Origin of the sequence: Castellaniella sp. (genome assembly GCF_047971665.1) — a bacterium.
In the GTDB taxonomy this organism is placed as follows: domain Bacteria; phylum Pseudomonadota; class Gammaproteobacteria; order Burkholderiales; family Burkholderiaceae_B; genus Castellaniella.
Genome location: NZ_JBKEAA010000021.1, coordinates 26,081 through 48,779 on the forward strand (window position 1 = coordinate 26,081; position 22,699 = coordinate 48,779).

Here is a 22,699-nt window from a genome sequence, read left to right on the forward strand (position 1 = left end):
GCCCATGCCCAGAGCCCCCTCGCACGAGATTCCGCGCCCCCAACTGCTCGCCGAACGCGCCTTCGCTTCACTCGAACGCTTTCTCCACATCGAGGCTGTCAGTGGCGCCTTTCTTCTGCTGGCCGCCGCCGGGGCCTTGATCTGGGCCAACTCGCCCTACGCTTCCAGTTATGCCGCGCTCTGGCATGCACCGCTGTCCGTCGGACTGGGCGACCGGGTCTTTTCGCAATCGCTGCATTTCTGGATCAACGATGCCCTGATGACCGTGTTCTTCCTGGTCGTCGGCATGGAAATCCGGCGCGAGATCCACGAAGGCGCCCTCAGCGACTTGCGTCAGGCGGGCTTGCCACTGGCCGCCGCCCTCGGCGGCGTGGTCGTCCCGGCGCTCATCTACACGGCCCTGAACGCTGACCCGGCCAGCCGCGCGGGCTGGGCGGTCCCCACCGCTACCGACATCGCCTTCGCCGTCGGGGTGCTGGCACTGCTGGGCCGGTCGATTCCCGGCAATATCCGCGTATTCCTGCTGGCGCTGGCGATCATCGACGATATCGCCGCCGTGCTGATCATCGCCTTCTTCTATTCCGACGGACTCCAGTACAGTGGTTTCCTGGTAGCCTTGCTGGGCATCCTCATGGTCGTCGGCCTGCAACGCATCGGCATCGGCTCGGCTCTGGTCTACGTGGCGCCGGGGGCGGTCATCTGGAGCGGGCTGCTCATGACCGGCGCCCACCCCACCCTGGCCGGCGTGATCCTGGGCATGATGACGCCGGTGCGCTCGGTTCCCATGCGCGAACAGCCGCTGGATGCCCTGTCACGCGCCATCGGCGATCTGCTTGGCCGCAAGGCCGAATCCAATCTGGATGTCGGCCAGCTGGCCGGGCCGCTCAGGCAGCTCCGCCTGGCCCAGCGCGAAATGCGCCCGCCCGTCGTGCGGGTGCAGACGGCGCTGCACCCCTGGGTCGCCTACGGGATCATGCCGCTATTCGCGCTGGCCAATGCCGGGGTCGCCCTGGATGGCGTGGATCTGTCCATGCCGGGCCCGCAATGGGTCATGGTCGGCGTGGCCGTGGCGCTGGTGGCCGGCAAGGCCATCGGCGTAATCGGCGCAAGCTGGCTGGTGGTCCGCCTTGGCTGGTGCCGTCTGCCGCCCGGCGTGAGCTGGAATGGCGTCTGCCTGATCGGCCTGCTGGCGGGAATCGGATTCACGATGTCGATTTTCATCGCCATGCTGGCCTTCACCGACGAAAGCCTGCTGGCGGCGGCCAAGCTCGGGGTGCTGCTGGGCTCGTTGACGGCCGCGATCCTGGGCCTGGCCTGGGGCGTGGCGCTGGTGCGGCGGCGCGCCTGACCCTCGATGCGCCGGTCCCGGCGAGACGCCGGGACTGCCTCAGGAGATCGAGCCGGTCGCGCGCCGGATGCGCCGCGCGACCGGGGACACTGCGGGCCTCAATCCCGGGAATTCAGCGGGCACGTATGGATGCCCAACACGGCATACAGCGGGCAAAAGCGGAACAGGGCCGTCGCCACGGCCACCAGCCCCAGCCAGCCCCACCAGCCGATGGTATCGCTGGCGGCCAGCACGATCAGGATGAGGCCGAGGACCAGCCGCAGAATGCGGTCGATCGTACCGATATTGAATTTCATCAGGACTCCTTTGCAAGCAAGCAGGGCGCAAGGCCACTGCGGGAATCGCATCCCGGCGCCTGCGGAGCCGGGATGCATCAAGGACAGAAGATCTGCTTCAGGGTCGCAATCAGCCGCTCGACATCGGCGTTGGCGATCCGGTAGTGCAAGGTCTGCGATTCGCGCCGATAGGTCACCAGCCCCTCGTCGCGCATGCGCGCCAGGTGCTGGGACAGCGCCGACTGGCTGAGCGGCAGCCGATCCAGCAAGGCCCCCACGGGCAGTTCTCCCCATTCGATCAACAGGCACAGAATCAGCAGACGGTGCTCGTTGCCCGCGGTGCGCAACAGCGCAGCCGCGCGCGCCGCGCCCGCCTGCATGAAATCCTGATTCTGCGTTTCTTGTAGCATGGCCGCCATGCGGATTCCTTGTTCTATATCAGTTTTATCTAATTTAGATTCTTCTTGATTATAGACCGGGGCATGCCGCATCCAGGCACGGCCCGTCCAGAAAGCCGGGGCGCGCGACCTGCCCGGGAAATCGAAGCGCGATACCCGCTCAGAAAGTCGAGGCGCAATGCCCGCCGCTGGGCGCCACGCCGGAGCCGACCGCGATCAGCGGCGGCTCGGCGCGCACATTGACCGGAGCGCTGCTGGTCCAGTCCCAGGCGAAAAAGCCGACCAGCGTCAGCCAGAAAACAACCGCCAGCATCCTGAATCTCATGGTGCCTCCTTCAGAAAGCACAACGACGGCGCACGCGCACACCGACCAGGGAACCCAGGAACGCCATGGGCACCCAGATCCAGCCATGCAGACTGCCAGTCGAAATCCCGCTGACCATGGCGCCGATGTTGCAGCCAAACGCCAGTCTCGAGCTATAGCCCAGCAGCAGGCCCGCAGCCAGCCCCACCGCCCACTGGACGCCGGTCAGAGGCTTGACGGCAGAGGCCGGCTTGCCTGCCGCGATCCACAGGGCGCCGGCCAGGATGCCGATATTGGTGATCGAAGTGACATCCAGAAAGACCGATTGCGACAGCGTCGTCACATTGACCGGTTCGCTCCAGAACGCATTGACCGACGGGTCGAACCAGTGCGCCGCCGTGGCGAGCTTGGCCGCCCACAGGCCAAAGCCGTAGACGATTCCCCAGGGCTGGCCGGCAATGACGAGATTCAGCACCGCCAGGACCGCCAGCAGCAGTGCGCCCCACAACAGCGTGCGATCCCACAGCGGGGTCATGCGGCCCGTCCATCGCACCACACCGACACCCACCAGGGCGAGGCCGGCCAGCGTCACCAGCAGCGCGACCGGCGCGCCGAAATGCGCCACCAGTCCATAGGGCGGCAAGGCGCCCAGGGCCAGCCAGCGGTCCAGCGTGGCCGACCCCAGAAAGCTGCCGGCGGCGAACAGCGGCAGAATCGCCATGTTCAGGGGAATGCCCAACCCTGCCTTGTACAACGTGCCCGAGCCGCAGCCATCGGCCACCTGCATGCAGGCGCCAAAGACAAAAGCGCCTACGATCAGACTGACGCTGGGCGGCCCGAGCGCGGCGCCCAGATCGGTCGGATAGACGGCCAGCAGGGGCATGGACACCGCCGCCGCGATCGCCAGCAGCACCAGCTGCGCCAGCACTCCGGAGGGATCGCGCTGCTCGATCAGCCGGCGCCAGCCCGTGGTGAATCCAAAACGCGCGCCCGCCAGGACCGCCCCCAGGCCAACCCCTACCAGAAACAGCAGCGCCTGGCGCAACGCCACGGACCAGGCCAAAAAGACACAGAAAGCGGCGATGGGCACCGCCAGAGAAAGTCGTTTCATGATCCGTTGCGATCAGGGTCGCCCGCCGTCATCAGAAAAATGCGATCCGGGTGGTCGGGATCCCGGGGCCCGCTAGCCGAACACCCCCTTGATCTTGTCCAGGATCTGGCTGCCGCGGCCGGGCACATGATCCATTGGCCGGTTCGGATCCTGAGACCATTCGGCCAGGGATTCGGGATACAGCCGCACGTTTTTCCGCCCCACCACCTCGGAGAGAGCGAACCAGTCGGTAGCCGCCCAATGCCCTGTATTGCAGAACGAGATCGTCTCCGATTTCGGATCGGGCAGGAGCCGGGCGGCGAGTTCGCGCGCCTCGTCGGTCGAGACGAAGACGGAGGTGCCGGGCTTGAACCAGCGGGCATTTTCCACATTGACCGCACCCTGGATCGTCCCGGGCACCTGCGCCGTTGGCGCCTTGACCTTGCCGAGATAGAAATCCGAGGGACGGGCATCCACCAATTGAACCTGCGCATTGCCGACCCGGGCGGCCACCTGTTGAGTCGTGACGATGATGGACTCGTTCAGCGTCGGCTCGAACGTGGTCGTGGAGACCGACGGTGCGGCCTGATCCTGAGGCAATCCGGCATCGGCCCAGGCCTTGAGCCCGCCATTCAGAATCGACAGGTTCTCCAGGCCCAGATACTTCAAGGTCCAGTACACCCGCGCGGAAGCGCCGAAATCGGAACTGTCGGCGCCGGAGGACACCACCACCGCCTGCGTGCCCCGATCAACCCCCAGGTCACGCACCAGCTGCGTCAGGGTGTCCAGGGCCGGCAGCTGGCCGGGGTTGGCGGCCGGACCGCGCCAGCGCGGGTAAGGCGCCGATACGGCCCCCGGAATGTGGCCGGCGGCATAGGCTTCGGCCGGCCGGATATCAATCACCCGCACCGAGGGCTGCTGCCTGACGCCATCGAGCTCGGGCGGCGTCAGGAGCGGCTGGGCCGCCCAGGCGACCGAGGAAGCCTCGAGCGTCAGGAAAACCGCCCCCAGAAAAAAAGACTGGAATCTCATGATGGAGCCTTTGGAAAAGAGGGAATCAATCATGCATTCTCCCAGATTCGATCACGCTTCCAGCGATACTCATAAAGCTTAAAGTAATATGCGCGACCCGCGCCTGGACGCCCGGGCCAAGACCCAGGCCCGACCTGCCCCACCCCGGACAAAGCACGGGCCGACGCGCGCCCGCCTGGGCTCAGGTCCGCAGCGGCCCGGCCAGATTGGCGGGAATCCCCTGGATCACCCGGGCGGCGCTTTCGGTGGCGGCGGTTAGCGCCGCCTGAGGCGCCGCACCGCTGGCCCAGGCATGAACGAAAGCCGACGCAAAGGCATCGCCCGCGCCTATCGTGGAGAGTGGCTCGACGATCCTGGCGGGATGGAAGTGGCCCTGTCCGCCGTCATGAAACAGCGCGCCGCCCTGCCCCAGCGTCACCAGGACGGACTGGCCGGGCCGGCGCAACAGCCGCCGAGCAAGATCCCGGGCGATCTCCGGCGAAGGCGCATCGGTATCCAGGGAGCCGTCATCGCACAGCCGGGCCGCCTCGCGCGCATTGACGCACAACAGGTCAGCGCGATCCCAGAGACCACGCAGCGCCTGGGGGTCAGCCAGCTGGCGCGCCCCGGGCGTCACCGCCAGGCGATGGCGCGAGACGGTCAGGCGCGCCAGCGCCTGCTCCAGCCAGGCCTGGGATTCCAGAGACAGTCCGGTGACATACACGACATCCGCCGCCTCCAGGCCGGGAAAGCCCTGTTCCCCGACCCAGGCGCTGGCGCCGCGCTGCGCATAGGCGCGCGCCGCACCGGTCTCGTCCACCATGACCACGGCCTTGCCCGTGGGCAGCGCATGGTCGGCAATGGCGGTCTGGATACCATGACGGCGCAGCAGATCGCGCAACAGATCGCCCTCGAGGTCGTGACCGACGCAGGCATGCACGGTGACGTGGACGCCGCGCGCGGCCACGTTCAGCGCCGCATTGACCGCCCCGCCCCCTGCGTACAGGCCGATGTGCTCGACATCCTGCTTGGCGGCGCGCATGGGCTGGACGCGGGAGACGACGATGTCGACAACCGCCGCGCCGATGGTCGTGAATTGCATGATCAGGCGATCTTGTCCTGGGTCCGCGTGTCGAAATCCGACGCGTCGTGGCGCTCCCGGAGCTGTTGCGCCGAATCGCCGGACAACCGGTTCACCATCCGGCCGCGCTGGACCGCCGGACGCTCGCCGATGGCCTGAGCCCAGCACAGCGCATGACGGTAGTCGCGGGTCGACAGGAATTCTTCCGCGCCATAGACTTGATGCAGCAGCAGCCCGCCATACCAGGGCCAGATCGCCATGTCGGCGATGGTATAGGTATCCCCCGCCACAAACGCATGATCGGCCAGACGCTTGTCGAGCACATCCAGCTGACGCTTGACCTCCATGGCGAAACGGTTGATGGCGTACTCGATCTTCACAGGCGCATAGGCGTAGAAATGCCCGAACCCGCCACCCAGATACGGCGTACTGCCGACCTGCCAGAACAGCCACGACAGACATTCGGCCCGGGCGGCCGGCGCGGTCGGCAAAAAGACACCGAATTTTTCCGCCAGATACGTCAGGATCGCGCCGGACTCGAACACCCGGACGGGCGCCGGACCGCTGCGGTCCACCAGCGCGGGGATCTTGGAATTGGGATTGACGTCGACAAAGCCGCTGCCGAACTGGTCGCCTTCGCCGATACGGATCAGCCAGGCATCGTACTCCGCCTGCGCATGCCCTTGCGCCAGCAATTCTTCGAGCATGATCGTGACCTTGACCCCGTTGGGCGTGCCCTGCGAATAAAGCTGCAGCGGATGCTTGCCGACCGGAAGCTCACGCTCGTGCGTGGGGCCGGAAACGGGACGATTGATGTTGGCAAACCGGCCTCCGCTGGGCTGATCCCAGGTCCAGACCCTGGGCGGTTGGTATTCGGGTATCTGACTCATGCGGCATGCTCCTGATGGCCTCCCAGACGGGGCGGCGCGATCAAAGTTTACAGTAACCCCACCGGGCCGACGGCACTCGATGCCGCCGGGCATCAGGCCCCGCAACGACAGGGACATGCCGGCTTTCGCTGGACGAACCCCCTGGACGGCCCTATGATCTGCCTTACCTCAACTATCGAATACTTCAAAGGAGCAGAGGATGGGCATCATCAGCATGATTGTCGTCGGATTCATCATCGGTCTGATCGCGCGGGCGATCATGCCCGGCGATCAGAAGCTGGGCTTGATCCTGACCACGGTCCTGGGCATTGTCGGCTCGGTCGTGGCCGGCTACCTGGGCGGCGCGATGGGCATCTATCAACCCGGCCAGGGGGCGGGCTGGATCGGCTCCATCGTCGGCGCCCTGATCGTGCTGTTCGTCTACACCAAGTTCATCCAGAAGGGCTGAGCGGTCGCACCGTCAGTAGTGCGGCGGCCGCTCATCGGCGCCGCCGCCCGGTCCGGGCGCGCTGCCCGCCGCGAGCTGCTGGCGCAATGCCAGCAGCTCGCGCGCCAGTGACTCGATCTGCTGTTGCTGGCGAAAGACCGTACGGTTCAGCTGATCCAGCAGGTCGTCGGCATAGGCCGCCTTGACCTCCAGATCCATCAGGCGTTTTTCCTGGGCAACGGCGAGATCGGCGTCGGTTTGATTCATCGTGTGTGTCCTACCGGAATGTCAGGATTCAGGCGCGGCCGGGACCAGGAAATCAGCCAGCAGACTGGCCATCACCTGCGTGGCGCCGCGCAGATCATCCAGCATAACGTGTTCGTCGGCCTGTTTGGCGCGCGACTCCAGGACGGTGCGCGGCCCGGCCCCGTACATGACCGTCGGCACGCCGTGCTCGGCATACAGGCGGGCGTCGGCGTACAACGGTGTGCCCAGGGCGGGAATGTCCTCGCCGAACACTGCACGCGCATGCGTGCGCAGGCTGGCGACCAGCCTTTCGTGACCGGGCAGCGGTCGCAGCGCCCGCGCCAGCAGGAGGCGGCGCACCGCCACAGTGATCCCGGGCGAGCCGGCCACCGCAGCGCCGATGAAGGCGCGCACCCCGGCTTCGACCCTCTCGGGGTCCTCCTCGGGGATCAGGCGGCGATCCAGCTTCAGCACCACCCTGCCCGGCACCACATTGATATGCGTGCCGCCCTCGATGCGACCCACGATCATGGTGGAATGCGTGATGCCCTCGATGCGCGACACGATGCCGTCGAGCCTGTCGGCCTGACGATAGATCTCGTCCAGGATGCGGCTGGCCGCCCGCAGGGCATCATGCCCGGTCCGGGGTGCGGAACCGTGCGTGGCCTTGCCCTGGACAGTGATCTCGAACTGCAGGCAGCCATTGTGCGCCGTGACCACGGCATGGCTGAAACTGGCGCAGATCGCATAGTCCGGTTTTGTCAGGCCATGCGCCAGCAGCCAGCCCGGCCCCTTGAGTCCGCTAAATTCCTCGTCATGGGTGAAATGCAATTCCACGCTGCCCTCGAGGGACGCGCCGCAGGTCTCCAGCGCACGCACCGCCTGCAGATAGGTCGTGAAATCACTCTTGGACACCGCCGAGGCCCGGCCGTAGAGACGGCCGTCCACGACTGCGCCGCCATAGGGGTCATGGGTCCATCCCTCGCCCGGCGGCACCACATCGCCATGGGCGTTGAGCGCCAGCACAGGTCCTCCCGCGCCATAGCGACGGCGCGCGATCAGATTGGTGATGCTGCGCATGCCATAGGCCTGCGTCTCCTCGTCCGGCACCGGGTGGCGCTCGACATCCCAGCCCCATCCTTCCAGAATCGCAGCCACGGCCTCGGCATGCGGGGCGTTGTCGCCCGGCGGCGTGTCGGTGGGCACAGCGATCAGGCGCTGCAGCAGCGCCACCTGCGCATCGAAATGGGCGTCCACCCAGGCATGCAGGGCCGCATGCAGGGCGCGGGGGGCGGAGGACGGCGAGGTGTTCATGCGCACGGATCAGCGGGACAGGCGGCCCCAGATGCGGATACGGCTGATGCCGCCATCGGGGAACATGTTCACGCGCACATGCGAGACCGGGCCGACGGCCTGGATGGCATCACCTTCGTAGAAGTGCTGCTTGTCCATCTCGGTCTTCTGCTCGCCCAGCAGCACGGGCCAGAACATGGCCTGGGTCACCAGGGACTGGTCGGTCGATTCGGCCACCAGAGCGCCCTGCACCGACACGCGGTCGGGGTAGTTGCCCTTGAAGTGCGCCGTGTCGATTTCAATCTTTTGCACCTCGACGGGGTGGCCCAGTTCGAGGATCAGCCAATCATTGCCGGGCTCACGGCGGCGGCGGGTTTCCCAGCCATCGCCCATGTTGACGCCCCGGCCCGCCTTGATGACACAGGTCGGCATGCCGAAATGGGCGTCGCTGTAGGCGACGACGCGCCCGCCGCTGGCCAGGGCCGAAACCTCGTGCAACGCGTCCGGATCGCGCCGATTCCAATCGCAGGCAGGCTGGCCGTAGACGCGCAGGCGGGCCACTCCGCCATCCGGGAAGATATTCACGCGCAGGTGCGTCCAGACCCGGTCATCCCCGATCTCGACGAAATGGTGGGAATGGCCTTGCAGGGATTTGGCCGCGACAATCTCCATCCACGGGGTCTTCGCGTCGGGCTCGCCTTCGCAGCAGGCCGCCTGAACGGAGGCCGCAGGTGGAAAATTGCCGGTGAAATGACTGGTGTTGATGTCCAGCCCCCTGATCGTGCCCGGCAGGCCCAGCTTGACGATGGCATGGTCGTGGCCGCCATTGCGGCGGCGGCGGGTTTCCCAGCCATCCATCCATTTGCCGTGATCATCGAACTTGCCGACGATGAAGACCGGCTCGGCATCCTGCAGCATGCGCTGCGCTGCGGCGAAAAACTCGTCGGAACAGGACAGCACCTTGGCGCCCAGGCTTTCGCTGGCGAGGTTCGGATGGCGGATGGCGAAGTCGGGCAGATCGACGGCGGGGGCATCGATGACGGTCCCGACGGGCAGATTGGATGAGGCCATGGAAATAAGCTCCGGATAGTCAGAGAAAGCCGCCGGGCCGAATCCTGGCGCCGGGCGGCGGGACCGGGCGTGAAGCCCGGTCGGGGGTTGGCAAGCCTCCCGCCTGGAATCAGGCGGGCTGGCAGGGGTGCTCCTTGACCCAGTGACGGGCAATGTCGGCGCGGGTGGCGATCCAGACACGGTCATGTTTCTGGATATGGTCCAGAAAGCGCTGCAAGCCGGCAAAACGTCCGGGCCGGCCAATCAGGCGGCAGTGCAGGCCGACCGACATCATCTTCGGCGTGGTCTCGCCTTCGGCGTAAAGCACATCGAAGGCATCGCGCAGATAGGTGAAGAAATGATCGGCGGTGTTGAAGCCCTGCGGCGAGGCAAAGCGCATGTCGTTCGTGTCCAGGGTATAGGGCACGATGAGCTGGGGATGGGTCTTGCCGTTGCCCAGATCCACCTCGCTCCAGAACGGCAGGTCGTCGCCATAGTAGTCGGCGTCATACAGAAAACAGCCTTCTTCGGCGACGATCCGCAAGGTGTTGGGGCTGTCGCGCCCGGTGTACCAGCCGTCGGGGTGGCGGCCCAGCAGCCGGGTGACGATCTCCACGCAGCGCTGAAAATGCTCGCGCTCGACTGCTTCGGACACGGACTGGTAGTGGATCCAGCGGTATCCATGGCAGGCAACCTCGTGGCCCAGTTCGACAAAAGCGCGCGCGACCTCGGGGTTGCGTTCCAGCGCCATGCCCACCCCGAACACCGTCAGCGGCAGACCGCGGCGCTCGAACTCGCGCAGAATGCGCCAGACTCCCGCGCGCGAGCCGTATTCGTAAATCGACTCCATCGACATGTGGCGCCCGGCGTAGGCCTCGGCGCCGATGATTTCGGACAGGAACTGTTCCGATCCCGCATCGCCGTGCAGGACGCAGTTCTCCCCGCCTTCTTCGTAGTTGATGACGAATTGCACCGCGACCCGGGCGCGGTCCGGCCAGTTGGCTTGCAGAGGGGTCCGGCCATAGCCGGCCATGTCCCGGGGATAGTGCTTGTCTGCCATGAAAGAATCTCCAGATGAATGAGCGGTCAGCGCAATGAAGACATGCGCTGGCGCTGAAATGTGGACCAGGGATCGGCGCCGGCGTCCGGCGCGACATCCATCCGTTCCTCGCAGTCCTCGAGGTGATGCTCCATGGCCTCGCGCGCGCTGCGGGCATCGCGCCGCGCGAGGCAGTCCAGGATGTCCTGATGCTCGTGATACGAGCAGGCGCTGCCTTCGGCGGTATCGCCCAGCGCGATGATCAGCGTGGTGCGCGCGCACAGGCCGGCCAGCATGTCCGTCAGCACCTGGTTGTCCAGCAGGCGGGCGAGTTCGACATGGAACGCGTTGGACAGGCGCAGCCAGCTGATGCGGTCCCCCTGCTCGAAAGCCTGCTGTTCACGCTCGGCCATCGCGCGCAGCGGCGCCAGCCGGTCGGCCACGTCGTCCAGCGCCGTCAGCATGTCGATCACGATGCATTCCAGCGCGCGGCGCATGGCGAACACATCGCGCACCTCCTTGGCGTCGGCCCGCCAGACATAGGCGCCGCGGTTGTGCTCGATGCCCACAAGCCTGTCGTGCGCCAGGCGCGCCAGCGCGGCGCGCACCGTCCCTCGCGAGCACTCGAAGGCCGCGCACAGCGCGGATTCGGTCAGCTTGGTTCCCGGCAACAAGCGCCGGTCCATGGCGGCGTCGAAGATTTCCCCATAGACGCGATCGACATCCGACGGCTCACCGGCCGGCTCGGCCTCGCGCAGGGTCGAGGCGCGCGGCGCCTTGGGGTTCCGCGCAGGGCGGGAGGACTTCAGTTGAAGCATGACCATAGGTGAAAACGATAGGATCGATTGACAACATGAATTGTTGACAATTATTGTTCACTAAGCCAAAATCGTCAACACAAATTGTTTACAATAATTTGAACCCATCCTGTCCCGAAGTCAACCGGCCTGCTCCGGCACTTCGCGAATCGGCGAACCGCTCGCCGAGTCCGGCCATACCGGGGGCCGATTGGCAGGATACTGACCGGCGTGAATCCCATGGGAAAACTCTCCACCCATGTCCTGGACACCGTCCACGGTGTACCAGCCCGGGGCGTCGCCCTCGAACTCTATCGTCTCGACGGCGATTCCCGCACGCTGCTCGCGCAGGCCGTCACCAACCAGGACGGTCGCTGTGACGCCCCCCTGCTCAGCGGCTCCGCGCTGACCCGGGGCGTCTACGAGTTGGTCTTCCATGCCGGCAATTACTTCACCCGCAAAGGCGTGTCGCTCCCCGAGCCCCGGTTCGTCGATCAGGTCGTGTTGCGCTTCGGCGTGGCCAACCCGGACGAGAACTACCACGTCCCCCTGGTCGTGACACCGTGGACCTGGTCCACCTATCGCGGCAGTTGAGCCACGCGACCGGCCCGACACACGACACGACCGAAAAAATCACGAGGAGACTCTCATGGAAGGATTTTTCCTTGAGTACGGCAATCTGCTGCTGCGCTGGCTGCACGTCATCGCCGGCATCGCCTGGATCGGCGAATCCATTTATTTCGTCATGCTCGACCTGAGCCTGCACACCCCCAAGGGCGAGCACGCCAAGAAACTGGGCGTCTATGGCGAAATGTGGGCCGTGCATGGCGGCGGCTTCTATCACAACCAGAAATACCTCACCAATCCGGCCGAGCTGCCCGACGACCTGCACTGGTCGTTCTGGAAGTCCTACACCACCTGGCTGTCGGGCTTTGCCCTGTTCATGCTGCTGTACCTCATGCGCGCCGATATTTACCTGGTCAATCCCGCCAGCCCCTGGGAATGGGCGCGCAACATGAACGGCACCGAGGCCGGCATCCTGGCCGTGGCGTTCCTGGTGATCGGCTATAACGTCTACTCGCGGCTGTGCCGCATCATCAGCCCCTCCGTCGAGCACGACGGCCTGCTGAGCGTGGCCGTGGGCGTGATGATGGTGATCGTCGCCTGGCTGACTACGCAGATCTTCCCGGGCCGCGCCGCATTCCTGATCACCGGCGCGCTCATGGCGACCTGTATGTCGGCCAGCGTGTTCTTCTGGATCATTCCCGGCCAGCGCCGGATGGTCAAGGCCCTGAAGGCCGGCGAAAAGCCGAATCCGCTGGACGGCGCCCTGGGCAAGCAGCGCTCGGTGCACAACACCTACTTCACCCTGCCGGTGATCTTCCTGATGCTCAGCAACCACTATTCGTTCACCTACACGAACGAATACGCCTGGATCATCATGAGCCTGTTCATCTTCGCCGGCGCCGTGATCCGCCAATACTTCGTGCTGCGCCACACCGGCAAGAACGACCTGCGCTATCCGCTGGCCGGCATCGCGATGCTGGCGATCATCGGCTGGATCGCCGCGCCGTCGCCCGCGCCAGCCACCCCTGCCCCGACACCTGTCGCGCAGGCCAGCCAGGCGGGCGGCGCAGCCCCGGCGGCAGCCTCCGCGCAGGCCGGGGTAACGCTGGAACAGGTCCACGGCATCATGACGGCCCGCTGCACGGAATGCCACTCGGCCAAGCCCACGCAGGCCGGCTTCGCTGCCGCGCCGGCCGGCATCATGCTCGACACCAACGCGCAGACCTTGCAGCACGCCGAGCAGATCAAGCAGGTCGTCGCCAGCAAATACATGCCGCTGGCCAACCTGACGCAGATGACGGACGCGGAACGCGCCGTGATCGCCGCCTGGAACGGCAAGTAAGGTCGCGCGGGGCGGTCTTCCCGGAGCCGCCCCGCGTCCGTCTGCCCTCACGGACCGCGGGGCGGATGACCCGGCAGGACCCGCGCGACAGTAGAATGGGCGACATTGTCCCCAACCCCTCTGTCGCGCACATGGCGCACCCTGCCCGATGCACAAAAGATTTCTTTTCCTGCTGGCCGCGCTGATCGGCCTTTTCTGCTCGCTGGGCGCCTACGCGCAATACTCGGTCGAATCGGTCCCCAACCCGAAAAGCCAGGGCGACGCCTATTACGTCAGTGACCCGGATCATCACCTGCGCAGCGACACGCGTGCCGAACTCAACACCATCAGCGCGGGCATCGAAGCGGCCAACGGCAGCGAATTCGCCATCGTCATCGTCGACGACTATCAAGGCGGCAGCGACTTCCAGTTCGCGCTGGACCTGTTCAACCACTGGGGCATCGGCAAGCAAGGCAGCGAGAACGGCCTGCTGCTGTTCCTGTCCATGGACCGGCGGGAATACCGATTCATCAGCGGCTATGGTCTCGAAGGCATTTTCCCAGACATCCTGCTCAAGCAGATCGGCGAGAACTACCTGGTCCCCTACCTGAAGGACAGCGACACCGACAAGGCGGTGCTGTCCACGGCCAAGGCCGTCGAAAGCGTCTTCCTCTCGCCCGAACACAAACTCGAACTGAGCGATCTGCAGGCCTACCAGCCCACCTTCTGGAACCGGCATGCGCAGACCCTGGAGCGGACCGGCTATGTGCTGGCGCTGTTCGTGCTGGCATGCGGCTGGATCAGCCTGGCACGCAGGCGCATCCTGAAAAAACAGGGCATCAAGCCAAAGCGCTACAAGTACCATGCCTTCTGGTTCGCCCTGTTCGTCTTCCTGTTCTTCCTGTTCATCAGCGTGTTCCCGTTCGCCTTCATGGAAATCATCGAACGCGTCTACCAGCTCAAGAACCTGCCCTATTTCGGCGCCGTCTTCGGAATGCTCCTGCTGGGTTACCACTATCGCGGCAGCAGCGAATTCCTCAAGGACAGCACCAGGGACAAGCAAACAGGACTGAGCATGCAGGCCGCGCTCACCCGCCTGAGCCTGCTCCCCCTGCTGCTTTCACCCTTCGCCTACGGGGCCTATCACGGCCTGAAGAAAAACAGCGGCCTGGCCCGCCTTCGGGCCACGCCACCCGCCGAGCCCGGACAATGGACCCGCTTGAATCGCGACACCCTCAAGCCAGCCGAACTGAAGCAATACCTGAGTGACTCACAACGGCGGGAAGAAAAACTCGACGTCAAGTCCTACGAAATCTGGCGCGACACCCGCACCGGCGCCCTCCGGCTCAAGGATTTCCCTGGCCAGGATTTCGACGATTACACGGAATGTCCGCAATGCCATGGCCAAACCCTGATGGAACCGAGCATCGAGGTGCGCGAGCGAGCCACCTACTCCCGGACAGGAAAGGGCGAGCGGATCCAGTCGTGCGCCTTTTGCAGCTATGAGATATCTCTAGGGATGGTGGTGCTGCCCAAGCGGACCAGGAGCTCCAGTTCCGGGAGTTCCGGCAGTAGCGGAGGCGGCGGGGGAGGCGGTGGCGGCAGTTTCGGCGGCGGCTCCAGCGGCGGCGGCGGCGCGGGCGGCCGCTGGTAGCGGCCGGGCCACGGCGCCCGCTGTGATCAGTCCCCGATGGCCGCCATGGGCGCCGGATGCACCACGCCCGTCATCAGGCGGCGCGCACTGCGACTGGTGACGACCTTCGAGATCCGCCAGCCGCCATCGGTGCACCGCGCCTCAGCGCCCGCTGTCAGAATGCCGGAGGCATGCCCGATCCGGATGCGGTCATGCGCGCCCGGCTGCCGCAACCGCGCCACCAGACTCCCGGGAATGGCGGCCGCCGCCGCGATCGCGACCGCCCCGGTTCCGGTCATGGCGTGATGCAGCTTGCCCATCGACAGGATCCGGGCCAGCAGGTCGATCTCACCGGCCATGACCCGCCGCCCGCCCGCCGCCGTGAAATCTGCGGGCGGCGCCAGAAAGGCCAGCTTCGGGGTGTGCGGCCGATCGCGCGTCGCCGTCCGGGCATCCGGCACCAGCCCCATGGCCACCGCGCCATGCGAACGGACGGTTTCGAGCCGGGCCAGCAGCCCGGCATCCGCATTGACATCGGCCTGAGTCTCGTCGCCGCGCAACCCCAGGCTGGCGGCGGCGACGAAGATCGACGGAATCCCCGCATCGATCAATGTCGCCTCGATCCGGCCCAGGCCCGGCACATTCAGCTCATCCAGCACGCGCCCGGTCGGCAACAGCGCATCGCCCACGCCGGGATCGATGAACTCGAGGCGGATCTCCGCCCCCGGAAAAGTGACCCCGTCCAGCATGAACGCGCCCTCCTCGACGACCCGACCGCGCGATACGGGCACCTGCGCGATGATCCGCTTGCCGATATTGGCCTGCCAGATCCGCACCACGGCCATGCCTTCGGCGGGCGCGTCCACCAGCCCCCGCGCCAGGGCAAAGGGCCCCACGGCGGCGGTCAGGTTGCCGCAATTGCCGCTCCAGTCGATCATTGGCGTGCCGATGGACACCGCCCCGTACAGGTAGTCGACATCGCAATCAGCGCGCGCGCTGCGCGACACCAGCACGACCTTGCTGGTGCTGGACGTGCCATTGCCCATGCCGTCGATCTGCTGGCCATAGGGATCGGGGCTGCCGATCACGCGCAACAGCAACTGGTCGCGCGCGGCGCCCGGCACACGCGCCGCCGGGGGCAGGTCGTCGCGCACGAAGAACACCCCCTTGCTGGTGCCCCCGCGCATGTGGGTGGCCTGGATCGGGGCGCAGGCGTCAAAGGCATCGCTCATCATGGAACTCCATGGAATCTGGGCTGGAACCGGGGGCCGGTCCGGCAGACCATTCTACTGCGCCCGGCGGCATGGTCATCTGGCAGCCTCGACGCCTCGGGGCCCGAGACCGGCGCGGCTTCGATCTGGTCACTGACATGAAAGCGCTGTCCGGATATGGCGCTGTTGTTGGAACAAATGGCAATCCCCCCCTTTCAGCGATTGCCAGAAGATGACCGTCATTGCTGGATGACCATTTCATACGATCGCCCGATTCACTGCTGCGGCACACACAGATACCCCACACTCAGGCCCTCCGGCGCCGTGAGCGATCCGCTCTCGGCCACCTGCACCATGGCGTATCCGCTCGGACACGCGCACTTGCCAGTCGCCGGGTTGGCCGACGTCCCGCCCATGATGTTGTGGCAGCCTCGCCGGCTATTGATCATGTAGCCACCGCCGGCAGGACGCGCCACCAGCGACCAGAGCCCCCGCCGGCAGGCCAGCACACCAATGCCGACGCTGGCACGGCCCAAGGCGCCCTCGGGCGCGCATGCCTGACCGACGCCCCAGCTGCGTTCCAGCAGCAGACTGTCGCGCGCGGCCAGATGCATGCCGCTACGGACCACCCCCTGAACCGTGGCACTCCCCTGAAAATCCGGATCGCGGGCATCCCGAACCCGGAGATAGGCATCGGTCTGCCCGGCCCCGGTCTCTTCCCCTCGCCCCGAGCCCGTCCGGGCAACCAGCGCCACGGCACCTGGCCCCCACTCAACGGCGTCCGCCTCCGGTACCGGAATCTTCAGGCCGGCACCGCTCAGAAATCCAGGCTGATGCGGCCAAATCACCAACCCCCTCCCTTTGGCCGCCTGCAGCCATTCGGCCACCAACGCTTCGTCCACCCCACCCGCAGGCGTGCGCAAGGCGGGCCGCGCATGCACCAGCGCCCACACGCGGCAGGAAGCCCCCGGGCATGGGCCTTCGCGCATGATGCGCAAGCCCAGCGTCCGGCGCAACGGCCCGCCGGGCTGCCAGCCTCCGGTCAGCAGTCCCTGTGACCGCAGCTCGCTCCAGCGCGGCGCCGTCCAGTCGGCAAAGCCCTGTCCGGCCAGCGCATCGACCTCCCCGGCCGTGGCCAGATCGGCGGCATGGCGCGTCAGAAAAGCCTCGGCCCCATCGCGGGCGACCTCCATCCACGCGGCCAGCGCTTGCGCCTGCAACCGCTGGGCGCGCTGTGTCCATGCATGGCTGGCCCAGACCGCCAGCACCAGGCTCAAAGCCGCAACGGCCATGAACTCCAGCAGCAGAGAGCCTTGCTGCCGCGCGCGCCAGCCTGCACGGTCCTTGCGTCTGCCGGTTCGATGCGCGGTCATGGCACGGTCCGCTCAACTGACATGAAACTCGAACTGATTGACATCGCCCTTGGCGCACGCCGATTCCGCCGACAGCGCGTTATAGGTCGTGGCATCGTCCTTGACTGTGACCGCAGCGGCGCCATCGGCCTCCACGGTGATGCGGTCCGCCACTCGCTGCAGCACGGAGGCGATCGCCGGGCAGGCCACATGATTGACCTGGTTCAGACGCACCAGAAACGCCGCGCCCGCGTCCGCCGATTCGACTTCGACCGTCCCGCCACTGCCCAGCCCGTGCAGCACCGAACCGCCGGTCGCCACGGTCAGCACAGTGGAGTCCGCCACCATCGCCGCCAGATTGGCCGTGCCGATATTCTCATAGGGCGTATCCCCGGACGTTCCGGCGTTGACACGCATGTGCATCACGAAACGGGCCAGCTCCTGCCCGACCTTGGGCACCTTGTTTTCCATGACGTAACCGCCGATCGCGGGAATCCCGATGACCGCGATCAGCAGCACGATGGCCGTGACGATCGAGACTTCGATCAGGGAGAACCCCGCCTGCCCGCAGCGGCGGCGCGCCAGGCGCGATTGTGTGAATGCATGCATGAAAGCTCCTTTGCCGGTGACCCGGCCCATGAATGAACCGGCCCTCAAGCGCCGGCATGAAAAATCATCCAGCCTCGCCGCAGCTCGTCGAGCGCGGCGTAATGCCATAAGCCAATACTCAGCACGACCGCAACGCCCAGCAGCAGCGCCGTCCAGCGCAATACCAGGGCCTGATGGCGGACGCGATCCAGCCAGCGGCCCGCCATCCGCTGGTGCACAGCCTGCAAACCGGCCTGCAAGCCGCGCGCGTCCACCATGTCCTCCAGATACCAATACAGGTCGCGATCCAGCAATCCCGTATCAAAGGCCGCCGCGCCGGCCAGCCCCTGGTCGATGCGATGCGCGAGACTGCCCAGGTGGGCGCCCAGCCAGGGGCCGGCATCCTCCAGGAACAACAGGATGACCGGCCGCAGTTGAGTCGAACCGCCCGCCCCTGGCTGCAACAGAATCGACACCAGAGCCAGCAATCGCAGCGCCTGCACCTGGCGGTACAGCCGCCAGGGACCGAAGCGGTCCAGCCTGTCGCGCAGCGGCCCATGCCAACGCGGCAAGGCATACAGGCCGCCCGCCAGCAGCACGACGATCCCCGTCGGCAACCAGAGTCCCCAGGCGCGCAGCCAATCGGCGCTGGCGAACAGCGCTTGCGACCATGCGCCCAGGTAAGCCGCGGGCAACCCCTGAAAAGCCTGCCGCAACGCCGGAACCGTCCACTGCGGCAAAGCCAGCAACAGCAGGCTTGCCACCAGCAGCGCCCCGGCCGCCGAACCCAGCATGGCCCAGAGCATGCGCCGCGCCTGAATCAGGAGTGCCAGATGGCTGGACAAGGCCTGGAAACACGCCAGCAGCCGGGCATTGCCATAGACCTGCGCCGCGCGCACCAACGCCAGCTCATCGGCTGGGAAGCAGCCCAGCCAGGTCGCATGGAGGTCGCCGCCGCTGGCCTCGCAGGCGCGCGCCCAGGTCCTCGACAAGCGCCCGCGCACCGTGCCGGCACCATGCCGCGCCGCATCCCGGTCGAAAAGCTCACGCATGGTCAGCCGCCCTTGCGCCCCTCGCAACACCGCCTGGAGGTAATCGAAATAATCCGCCCGCCCCTCAGAAAACCGCCAGGCATCCAGGCGCAGGCGCCCCCGCGTCAGCCACGTCTGCATCCGCAGCATCCACATCATCCTCGTCCTCCCGGAGGCGGCATCGCGCGGCCGGCCGGCAACCGTCCCTGGCGCAGCAGCTGTGTCTCGAACGCCATGAAGCGCACCTCGACGTCACGCGGGTCGACTTGTCCAGCAACGGCCTTCTCCATGGCATGCGCCATGGCGCTGGCGTGCGGATCCGGCACGTGCCTATCGCCCTCCTCTGCGCCGGGCAGGCCAGGCTCGAGGCATTCTGCGGCCACGGTCCGACCGTCGTAGCCGAACAATTCCGGCAGCGCGGCACGACGGCAGCGCGCGCAGCCCTCCGGGTCGCGCAGCCGCAGTCCGACTGGATTGAGCGGCCAGGCCAGACCGATCCAGCCGAGCCACCGGCGCCAATGATCAAAGTCGCTGCCGGGCCGCTGGCGCGTCAGCTCGGCCGGGCTCGCCGGCAGCGCGCAATCGGGGCACAGGCGAGGCAGCAGCGCCTGATAGACCAGCAGCTTGAGGATGCCGGGCGTCGTCAGAAAATCACGCGGCACGGCAATGAAATCCGAAGCCAGCCGGTCCACGATGGCACGCGCCGAAGGCGCGTGCACGGTGGTGTAGACATTGACGCCCGAGCCGGCCAGATCCATAAAGGCCCGCCCGCTCTCGGCATCGCGGATCTCTCCCAGCAGCACATCGGTCATGGCCGATCGTTTCAGGGTACGCAGCTTGGCGGCATAACGGCCATGCGCCTGCTGATCCAGATCGCGGCCTATGGTGTTCTGCACGGCACGGTCGATCCGGTATTCCACCGGTTCTTCCAGGGTAATGATCTTGCGGTGCGCCGGCAGGCTGCGGATCAAGGTCGCCAGCGTCGTCGATTTGCCCGAGCCCACGGTGCCCGCGAATACCAGGGCGCCGCCTTCGGATGTCAGCACCCGCTCGAAACAGGCCATCTGATCGGCCCGATAGCCCAGTTCGGCCAGAGAGGCGGCATCGGCGCCGGCATCCCGCGCAAGAAATCGCAGGCAGACGCTGGGCCCCCGATCGGCGGCCAGGGACGCCCAGCGCAAGGTGTAGGCCCGTCCATCCACACTGCGCAGGAGACTGCCCTGCTGCTCCAGCAGAGGATCGAAAACCGCGCCATTGCCGCCCTGGATGTCCATCCAGGCGACCGCCAGGACATCGCGCAGCAATCCGGTCGGCATATGGCGAAAGCGCCCGGGCGCAACGTAACGGCCGGCCACGGTATAGCGGACTTCGGATTCGGCCGCGTCGCGATGAAGGTTCAGGTGCAGGTCGGTCGCTCCCTGGCGCACGCCCCATTCGACCAGGTCCTGGAACACCCCGGCCAATGCCGTCGGTATCCGGTCCCCGGCCCGGGTCAGGACCGCCTCGCCGCCTTCGCGCGACAAGGCCAGCAGCAGCGCGGCCGGGAGAACATAACGGGCCGGTTCGGACAGGCGACGCCCGGTTGCCTGCAAGCGCCGCACCAGCGCATCGGCCTGATCGCTGCCGACATATTCGGCCCGGGCCAGCAACGTGACGCTGCCATCGGCCCGCTCCACGGGACAGATCCGGTCCGCCAGCGACTGGATGCCCAACTCCTGCGCCAGCAGGCGTCTGACTTCCGGCTGCAACGCCGACAATTGCGCGGGCTGTTCGATCACGCCCGCATGCGCAGGGTCGAAGGGCTGCGGCGGTTCGGCCAGCGCCAAAGCGGAAGTCCAGGGCTTCATGGCCGCGTCTCGCCCAGCAGCATGCGCAGGCACAGGGAATGCCGGTCCTTGCCACGTTCGAGCTGCACGCAGCCGCCGTTCATGCCGCGCAACTGATAGACGCCCCGATCCCCGACATGCCCTGCCGGCCAGGCCTGACCGCGCACATACAGATACGCCCGGCGTCCCACCTGAACCTCGGCCATCAGGGCGCGGCCGACACCGTACAAGGCCACCAGACGGGGTTCGAGCACGGGCCGCGCGAGGCTCTCCGGACCGGTCCGCTGACGGCTGGCGGATGAACCCGAAGCCGTCTGCTGCGCCTCGCGCAGGTCCAGTTGCATCAGTTCACGGACCGACCGAGTTTCCCAGCGGGCCTGGGGATCGTCCGGAGCCGCTGCCGCTGGCGGTCTCTCCCCGGTATCATCGACCTCATCGACCTCATCGACCTTGGAGGGGGCCGTGACCGGGGATGCCGCCGGGGCCGACGACGCGGCGACGGGGCCGGTCTGCTGTGCTGGTCCGGGTGCAGGGATGTCTGCCCCGACGCGTTGCGGCGCACTCATGATCGGCACCAGGGCGAGGGTCAGCGTCAGGATCAGGACTGGCATCCGGCGTCGCCCAGCCGCGCCGGGAACACCTGCGCGCTCATGATCGATTTTCATAAACGGTTCCTTCGAGATACAGGGTCAGCCGGCTGGCGCGCACATCGGGCCGGATCCCCGGCGCCAGCGTCAGCGTTGCCTCATGCCAGGACACGGCCCCGGCCAGCGGCGCCAGCAACATGCCCGAGCGCAACGGCCCCTTGACCCGCAGAATGCGGGTGGCCAGCGCGGGGAAATCCTCGGGAGGCAGCTGTTTGCGGCCCTGATCATCGAGCGGCGCCGGGACGATCAAAGGGCGGGCCGAGTCGAGCCGCAACATGGAGAAGGCCGGCAGCACAGCCTGGAGCGCACTGACCCAGTCGCGGGCCAGCAATCCCGTGCGCGGCAGACGGTGCGGCTCGGGTCGCTGGCCCGGCAGAGACAGCGTCCAGGCGGCGCGGGCCACATCCAGAGAAGGAAAATCCAGGCGCCAACCAGCGGGAACCGCCCGCAGCAACGCGCGGTTATCGGCCCGGGGTGCCTGACGGCGGTATTCGCTCACGCACTGCCAGCGCGCGCCGTCCGCCCGGGGCGTGCAGCGCAGATCGTGCAGCACCCAGCCACCAAGCCGCGCGGGCTGGCGATAAAGCATGTCCAGCAAGGCCCGGGTGCCGGTCTGTCCATGCACCGGTCGCCGGGCCAGCGTGCGCGCCAGCGCCGCATGCCAGTCGGACTGCGCCTCGGGATCGGGCGCGGCAACGGCATCTCCCCCGTTGTGCCAACGCATCCAGCCGATGGCGCTCAGACATGCGACCAGACCCAGCAAGGCCAGCCGCGCACCGCGCCGCCGAATCGGTTCCAGTGGATGGCAAGCGGCTGCCTGTCGCGCCAGCAAGGCCAGCGTCTGCGCAGCCTGTGGCCCGGAGGACGCTGCGCGCAGTTCCTCCAGTTTTGGATGCGACTGACGCAACACCTGGATGGCCTGGCGGGCCAGTGCCGCGTCAGGGTAACTGCGGTCGGCCCGCGCCAGGGCGACCCCCTCGTGCGCAGCGAGCACATGCCAGGCGTCAGCCCCGATTTCAAGCACGCAGGCCACGGTCCCGCGCGGATGGCTGCGAGCCAGCAGATCCGCCGCCGACCAGCAGATCAGGCGGGCCGAAAGTCCCCGCGCCATGCCCAACGCCGCCGGAGGATCGCCTGACACGACCCGATGAGAAGCCCCCTGGCGGCGCGCCCGGGCCCGGGCCGTATCCGGATCACCCAGCAGCGGCACCCAGTCCAGCCCGAAGACCAGCGGCACCCGGTCCACCCAGACGAGACGAGCGGTCCGCGCCATG

At 66.8% G+C, this 22,699-nt stretch carries 24 protein-coding genes; 5 read left to right on the forward strand and 19 right to left on the reverse strand.

What is annotated here, in order from left to right; genetic code table 11:
• Positions 1-4: 4 nt before the first annotated feature.
• Positions 5-1,348 (forward strand): Na+/H+ antiporter NhaA, encoded by a 1,344-nt coding sequence (nhaA, locus tag ACK5JE_RS09385; protein WP_416801445.1) that lies wholly within the window; start codon positions 5-7, stop codon positions 1,346-1,348.
• 98 nt (positions 1,349-1,446) lie between these two features.
• On the opposite strand, the gene ACK5JE_RS09390 is transcribed toward nhaA, so the two are convergent.
• From ACK5JE_RS09390 to yghU, 7 genes are all read right to left on the reverse strand, one after another.
• Positions 1,447-1,644 carry a DUF2892 domain-containing protein gene (locus tag ACK5JE_RS09390; RefSeq protein ID WP_416801446.1) on the reverse strand — a complete coding sequence of 66 codons (198 nt, stop codon included), beginning with the start codon at positions 1,642-1,644 and terminating at the stop codon, positions 1,447-1,449.
• Positions 1,645-1,721: 77 nt separating this feature from the next.
• A complete protein-coding gene (locus tag ACK5JE_RS09395) occupies positions 1,722-2,033 on the reverse strand; it encodes an ArsR/SmtB family transcription factor (RefSeq protein ID WP_416801517.1) in 312 nt (103 codons plus the stop codon).
• A 148-nt stretch (positions 2,034-2,181) separates the two neighbouring features.
• Positions 2,182-2,346 (reverse strand): hypothetical protein, encoded by a 165-nt coding sequence (locus ACK5JE_RS09400; protein WP_416801447.1) that lies wholly within the window; start codon positions 2,344-2,346, stop codon positions 2,182-2,184.
• Positions 2,347-2,356: 10 nt separating this feature from the next.
• Positions 2,357-3,436, reverse strand: coding sequence for a YeeE/YedE family protein (locus tag ACK5JE_RS09405; RefSeq protein ID WP_416801448.1), 1,080 nt, complete (start codon positions 3,434-3,436; stop codon positions 2,357-2,359).
• A 72-nt stretch (positions 3,437-3,508) separates the two neighbouring features.
• Positions 3,509-4,480, reverse strand: a complete 972-nt coding sequence (locus ACK5JE_RS09410; RefSeq protein ID WP_416801449.1) for a sulfurtransferase — start codon at positions 4,478-4,480, stop codon at positions 3,509-3,511.
• A 148-nt stretch (positions 4,481-4,628) separates the two neighbouring features.
• Positions 4,629-5,528: a carbohydrate kinase family protein gene (locus ACK5JE_RS09415; protein WP_416801450.1), complete on the reverse strand. Its 900-nt coding sequence runs from the start codon at positions 5,526-5,528 to the stop codon at positions 4,629-4,631.
• A gap of 2 nt (positions 5,529-5,530) precedes the next feature.
• On the reverse strand, positions 5,531-6,397 hold the full coding sequence (yghU, locus tag ACK5JE_RS09420) for a glutathione-dependent disulfide-bond oxidoreductase (RefSeq protein WP_416801451.1): 867 nt from the start codon (positions 6,395-6,397) through the stop codon (positions 5,531-5,533).
• 199 nt (positions 6,398-6,596) lie between these two features.
• On the opposite strand from yghU, the gene ACK5JE_RS09425 reads away from it, so the two are divergent.
• Positions 6,597-6,845, forward strand: coding sequence for a GlsB/YeaQ/YmgE family stress response membrane protein (locus ACK5JE_RS09425; RefSeq protein ID WP_416801452.1), 249 nt, complete (start codon positions 6,597-6,599; stop codon positions 6,843-6,845).
• A 12-nt stretch (positions 6,846-6,857) separates the two neighbouring features.
• Here ACK5JE_RS09425 and ACK5JE_RS09430 read toward each other — a convergent pair whose 3' ends face one another.
• The 5 genes from ACK5JE_RS09430 to ACK5JE_RS09450 form a co-directional block, all read right to left on the reverse strand.
• Positions 6,858-7,091, reverse strand: a complete 234-nt coding sequence (locus ACK5JE_RS09430; RefSeq protein ID WP_416801453.1) for a SlyX family protein — start codon at positions 7,089-7,091, stop codon at positions 6,858-6,860.
• 21 nt (positions 7,092-7,112) lie between these two features.
• The gene (locus tag ACK5JE_RS09435; protein WP_416801454.1) at positions 7,113-8,384 is read right to left on the reverse strand and encodes a M20/M25/M40 family metallo-hydrolase; all 1,272 of its coding nucleotides are present in this window, start codon (positions 8,382-8,384) and stop codon (positions 7,113-7,115) included.
• 9 nt (positions 8,385-8,393) lie between these two features.
• Complete coding sequence (gene alc, locus ACK5JE_RS09440; RefSeq protein WP_416801455.1) at positions 8,394-9,434, reverse strand: allantoicase; 1,041 nt, start codon at positions 9,432-9,434, stop codon at positions 8,394-8,396.
• 109 nt (positions 9,435-9,543) lie between these two features.
• Positions 9,544-10,473 (reverse strand): allantoinase PuuE, encoded by a 930-nt coding sequence (gene puuE / locus ACK5JE_RS09445; RefSeq protein WP_416801456.1) that lies wholly within the window; start codon positions 10,471-10,473, stop codon positions 9,544-9,546.
• A 26-nt stretch (positions 10,474-10,499) separates the two neighbouring features.
• Positions 10,500-11,270, reverse strand: coding sequence for a GntR family transcriptional regulator (locus tag ACK5JE_RS09450; protein ID WP_416801457.1), 771 nt, complete (start codon positions 11,268-11,270; stop codon positions 10,500-10,502).
• Between the two features lie 219 nt (positions 11,271-11,489).
• Between ACK5JE_RS09450 and uraH the strand changes: the two genes are divergently transcribed.
• The 3 genes from uraH to ACK5JE_RS09465 all read left to right on the forward strand — a co-directional run bounded on the left by uraH (position 11,490) and on the right by ACK5JE_RS09465 (position 14,791).
• Positions 11,490-11,843 (forward strand): hydroxyisourate hydrolase, encoded by a 354-nt coding sequence (gene uraH, locus ACK5JE_RS09455; RefSeq protein WP_416801458.1) that lies wholly within the window; start codon positions 11,490-11,492, stop codon positions 11,841-11,843.
• Between the two features lie 55 nt (positions 11,844-11,898).
• The gene (locus ACK5JE_RS09460; protein ID WP_416801459.1) at positions 11,899-13,158 is read left to right on the forward strand and encodes a urate hydroxylase PuuD; all 1,260 of its coding nucleotides are present in this window, start codon (positions 11,899-11,901) and stop codon (positions 13,156-13,158) included.
• Positions 13,159-13,306: 148 nt separating this feature from the next.
• Complete coding sequence (locus ACK5JE_RS09465) at positions 13,307-14,791, forward strand: TPM domain-containing protein (protein ID WP_416801460.1); 1,485 nt, start codon at positions 13,307-13,309, stop codon at positions 14,789-14,791.
• A gap of 26 nt (positions 14,792-14,817) precedes the next feature.
• Here the strand turns inward: ACK5JE_RS09465 and prpF are convergent, their stop codons facing one another.
• The 7 genes from prpF to ACK5JE_RS09500 form a co-directional block, all read right to left on the reverse strand.
• Positions 14,818-16,005 carry a 2-methylaconitate cis-trans isomerase PrpF gene (gene prpF / locus ACK5JE_RS09470; RefSeq protein WP_416801461.1) on the reverse strand — a complete coding sequence of 396 codons (1,188 nt, stop codon included), beginning with the start codon at positions 16,003-16,005 and terminating at the stop codon, positions 14,818-14,820.
• A 251-nt stretch (positions 16,006-16,256) separates the two neighbouring features.
• Entirely contained in the window at positions 16,257-17,354 is a 1,098-nt protein-coding gene (locus tag ACK5JE_RS09475) for a hypothetical protein (RefSeq protein WP_416801462.1), read from the reverse strand.
• A 12-nt stretch (positions 17,355-17,366) separates the two neighbouring features.
• On the reverse strand, positions 17,367-17,942 hold the full coding sequence (locus ACK5JE_RS09480) for a type 4 pilus major pilin (protein ID WP_416801463.1): 576 nt from the start codon (positions 17,940-17,942) through the stop codon (positions 17,367-17,369).
• Between the two features lie 44 nt (positions 17,943-17,986).
• Positions 17,987-19,102 carry a hypothetical protein gene (locus ACK5JE_RS09485; protein ID WP_416801464.1) on the reverse strand — a complete coding sequence of 372 codons (1,116 nt, stop codon included), beginning with the start codon at positions 19,100-19,102 and terminating at the stop codon, positions 17,987-17,989.
• Positions 19,103-19,107: 5 nt separating this feature from the next.
• The gene (locus ACK5JE_RS09490; RefSeq protein ID WP_416801465.1) at positions 19,108-20,799 is read right to left on the reverse strand and encodes an ATPase, T2SS/T4P/T4SS family; all 1,692 of its coding nucleotides are present in this window, start codon (positions 20,797-20,799) and stop codon (positions 19,108-19,110) included.
• Complete coding sequence (locus ACK5JE_RS09495; RefSeq protein WP_416801466.1) at positions 20,796-21,443, reverse strand: hypothetical protein; 648 nt, start codon at positions 21,441-21,443, stop codon at positions 20,796-20,798. The genes ACK5JE_RS09490 and ACK5JE_RS09495 overlap by 4 nt, the downstream gene beginning before the upstream one ends.
• The gene (locus tag ACK5JE_RS09500; RefSeq protein WP_416801467.1) at positions 21,427-22,698 is read right to left on the reverse strand and encodes a hypothetical protein; all 1,272 of its coding nucleotides are present in this window, start codon (positions 22,696-22,698) and stop codon (positions 21,427-21,429) included. The genes ACK5JE_RS09495 and ACK5JE_RS09500 overlap by 17 nt, the downstream gene beginning before the upstream one ends.
• Position 22,699 lies beyond the last annotated feature (1 nt).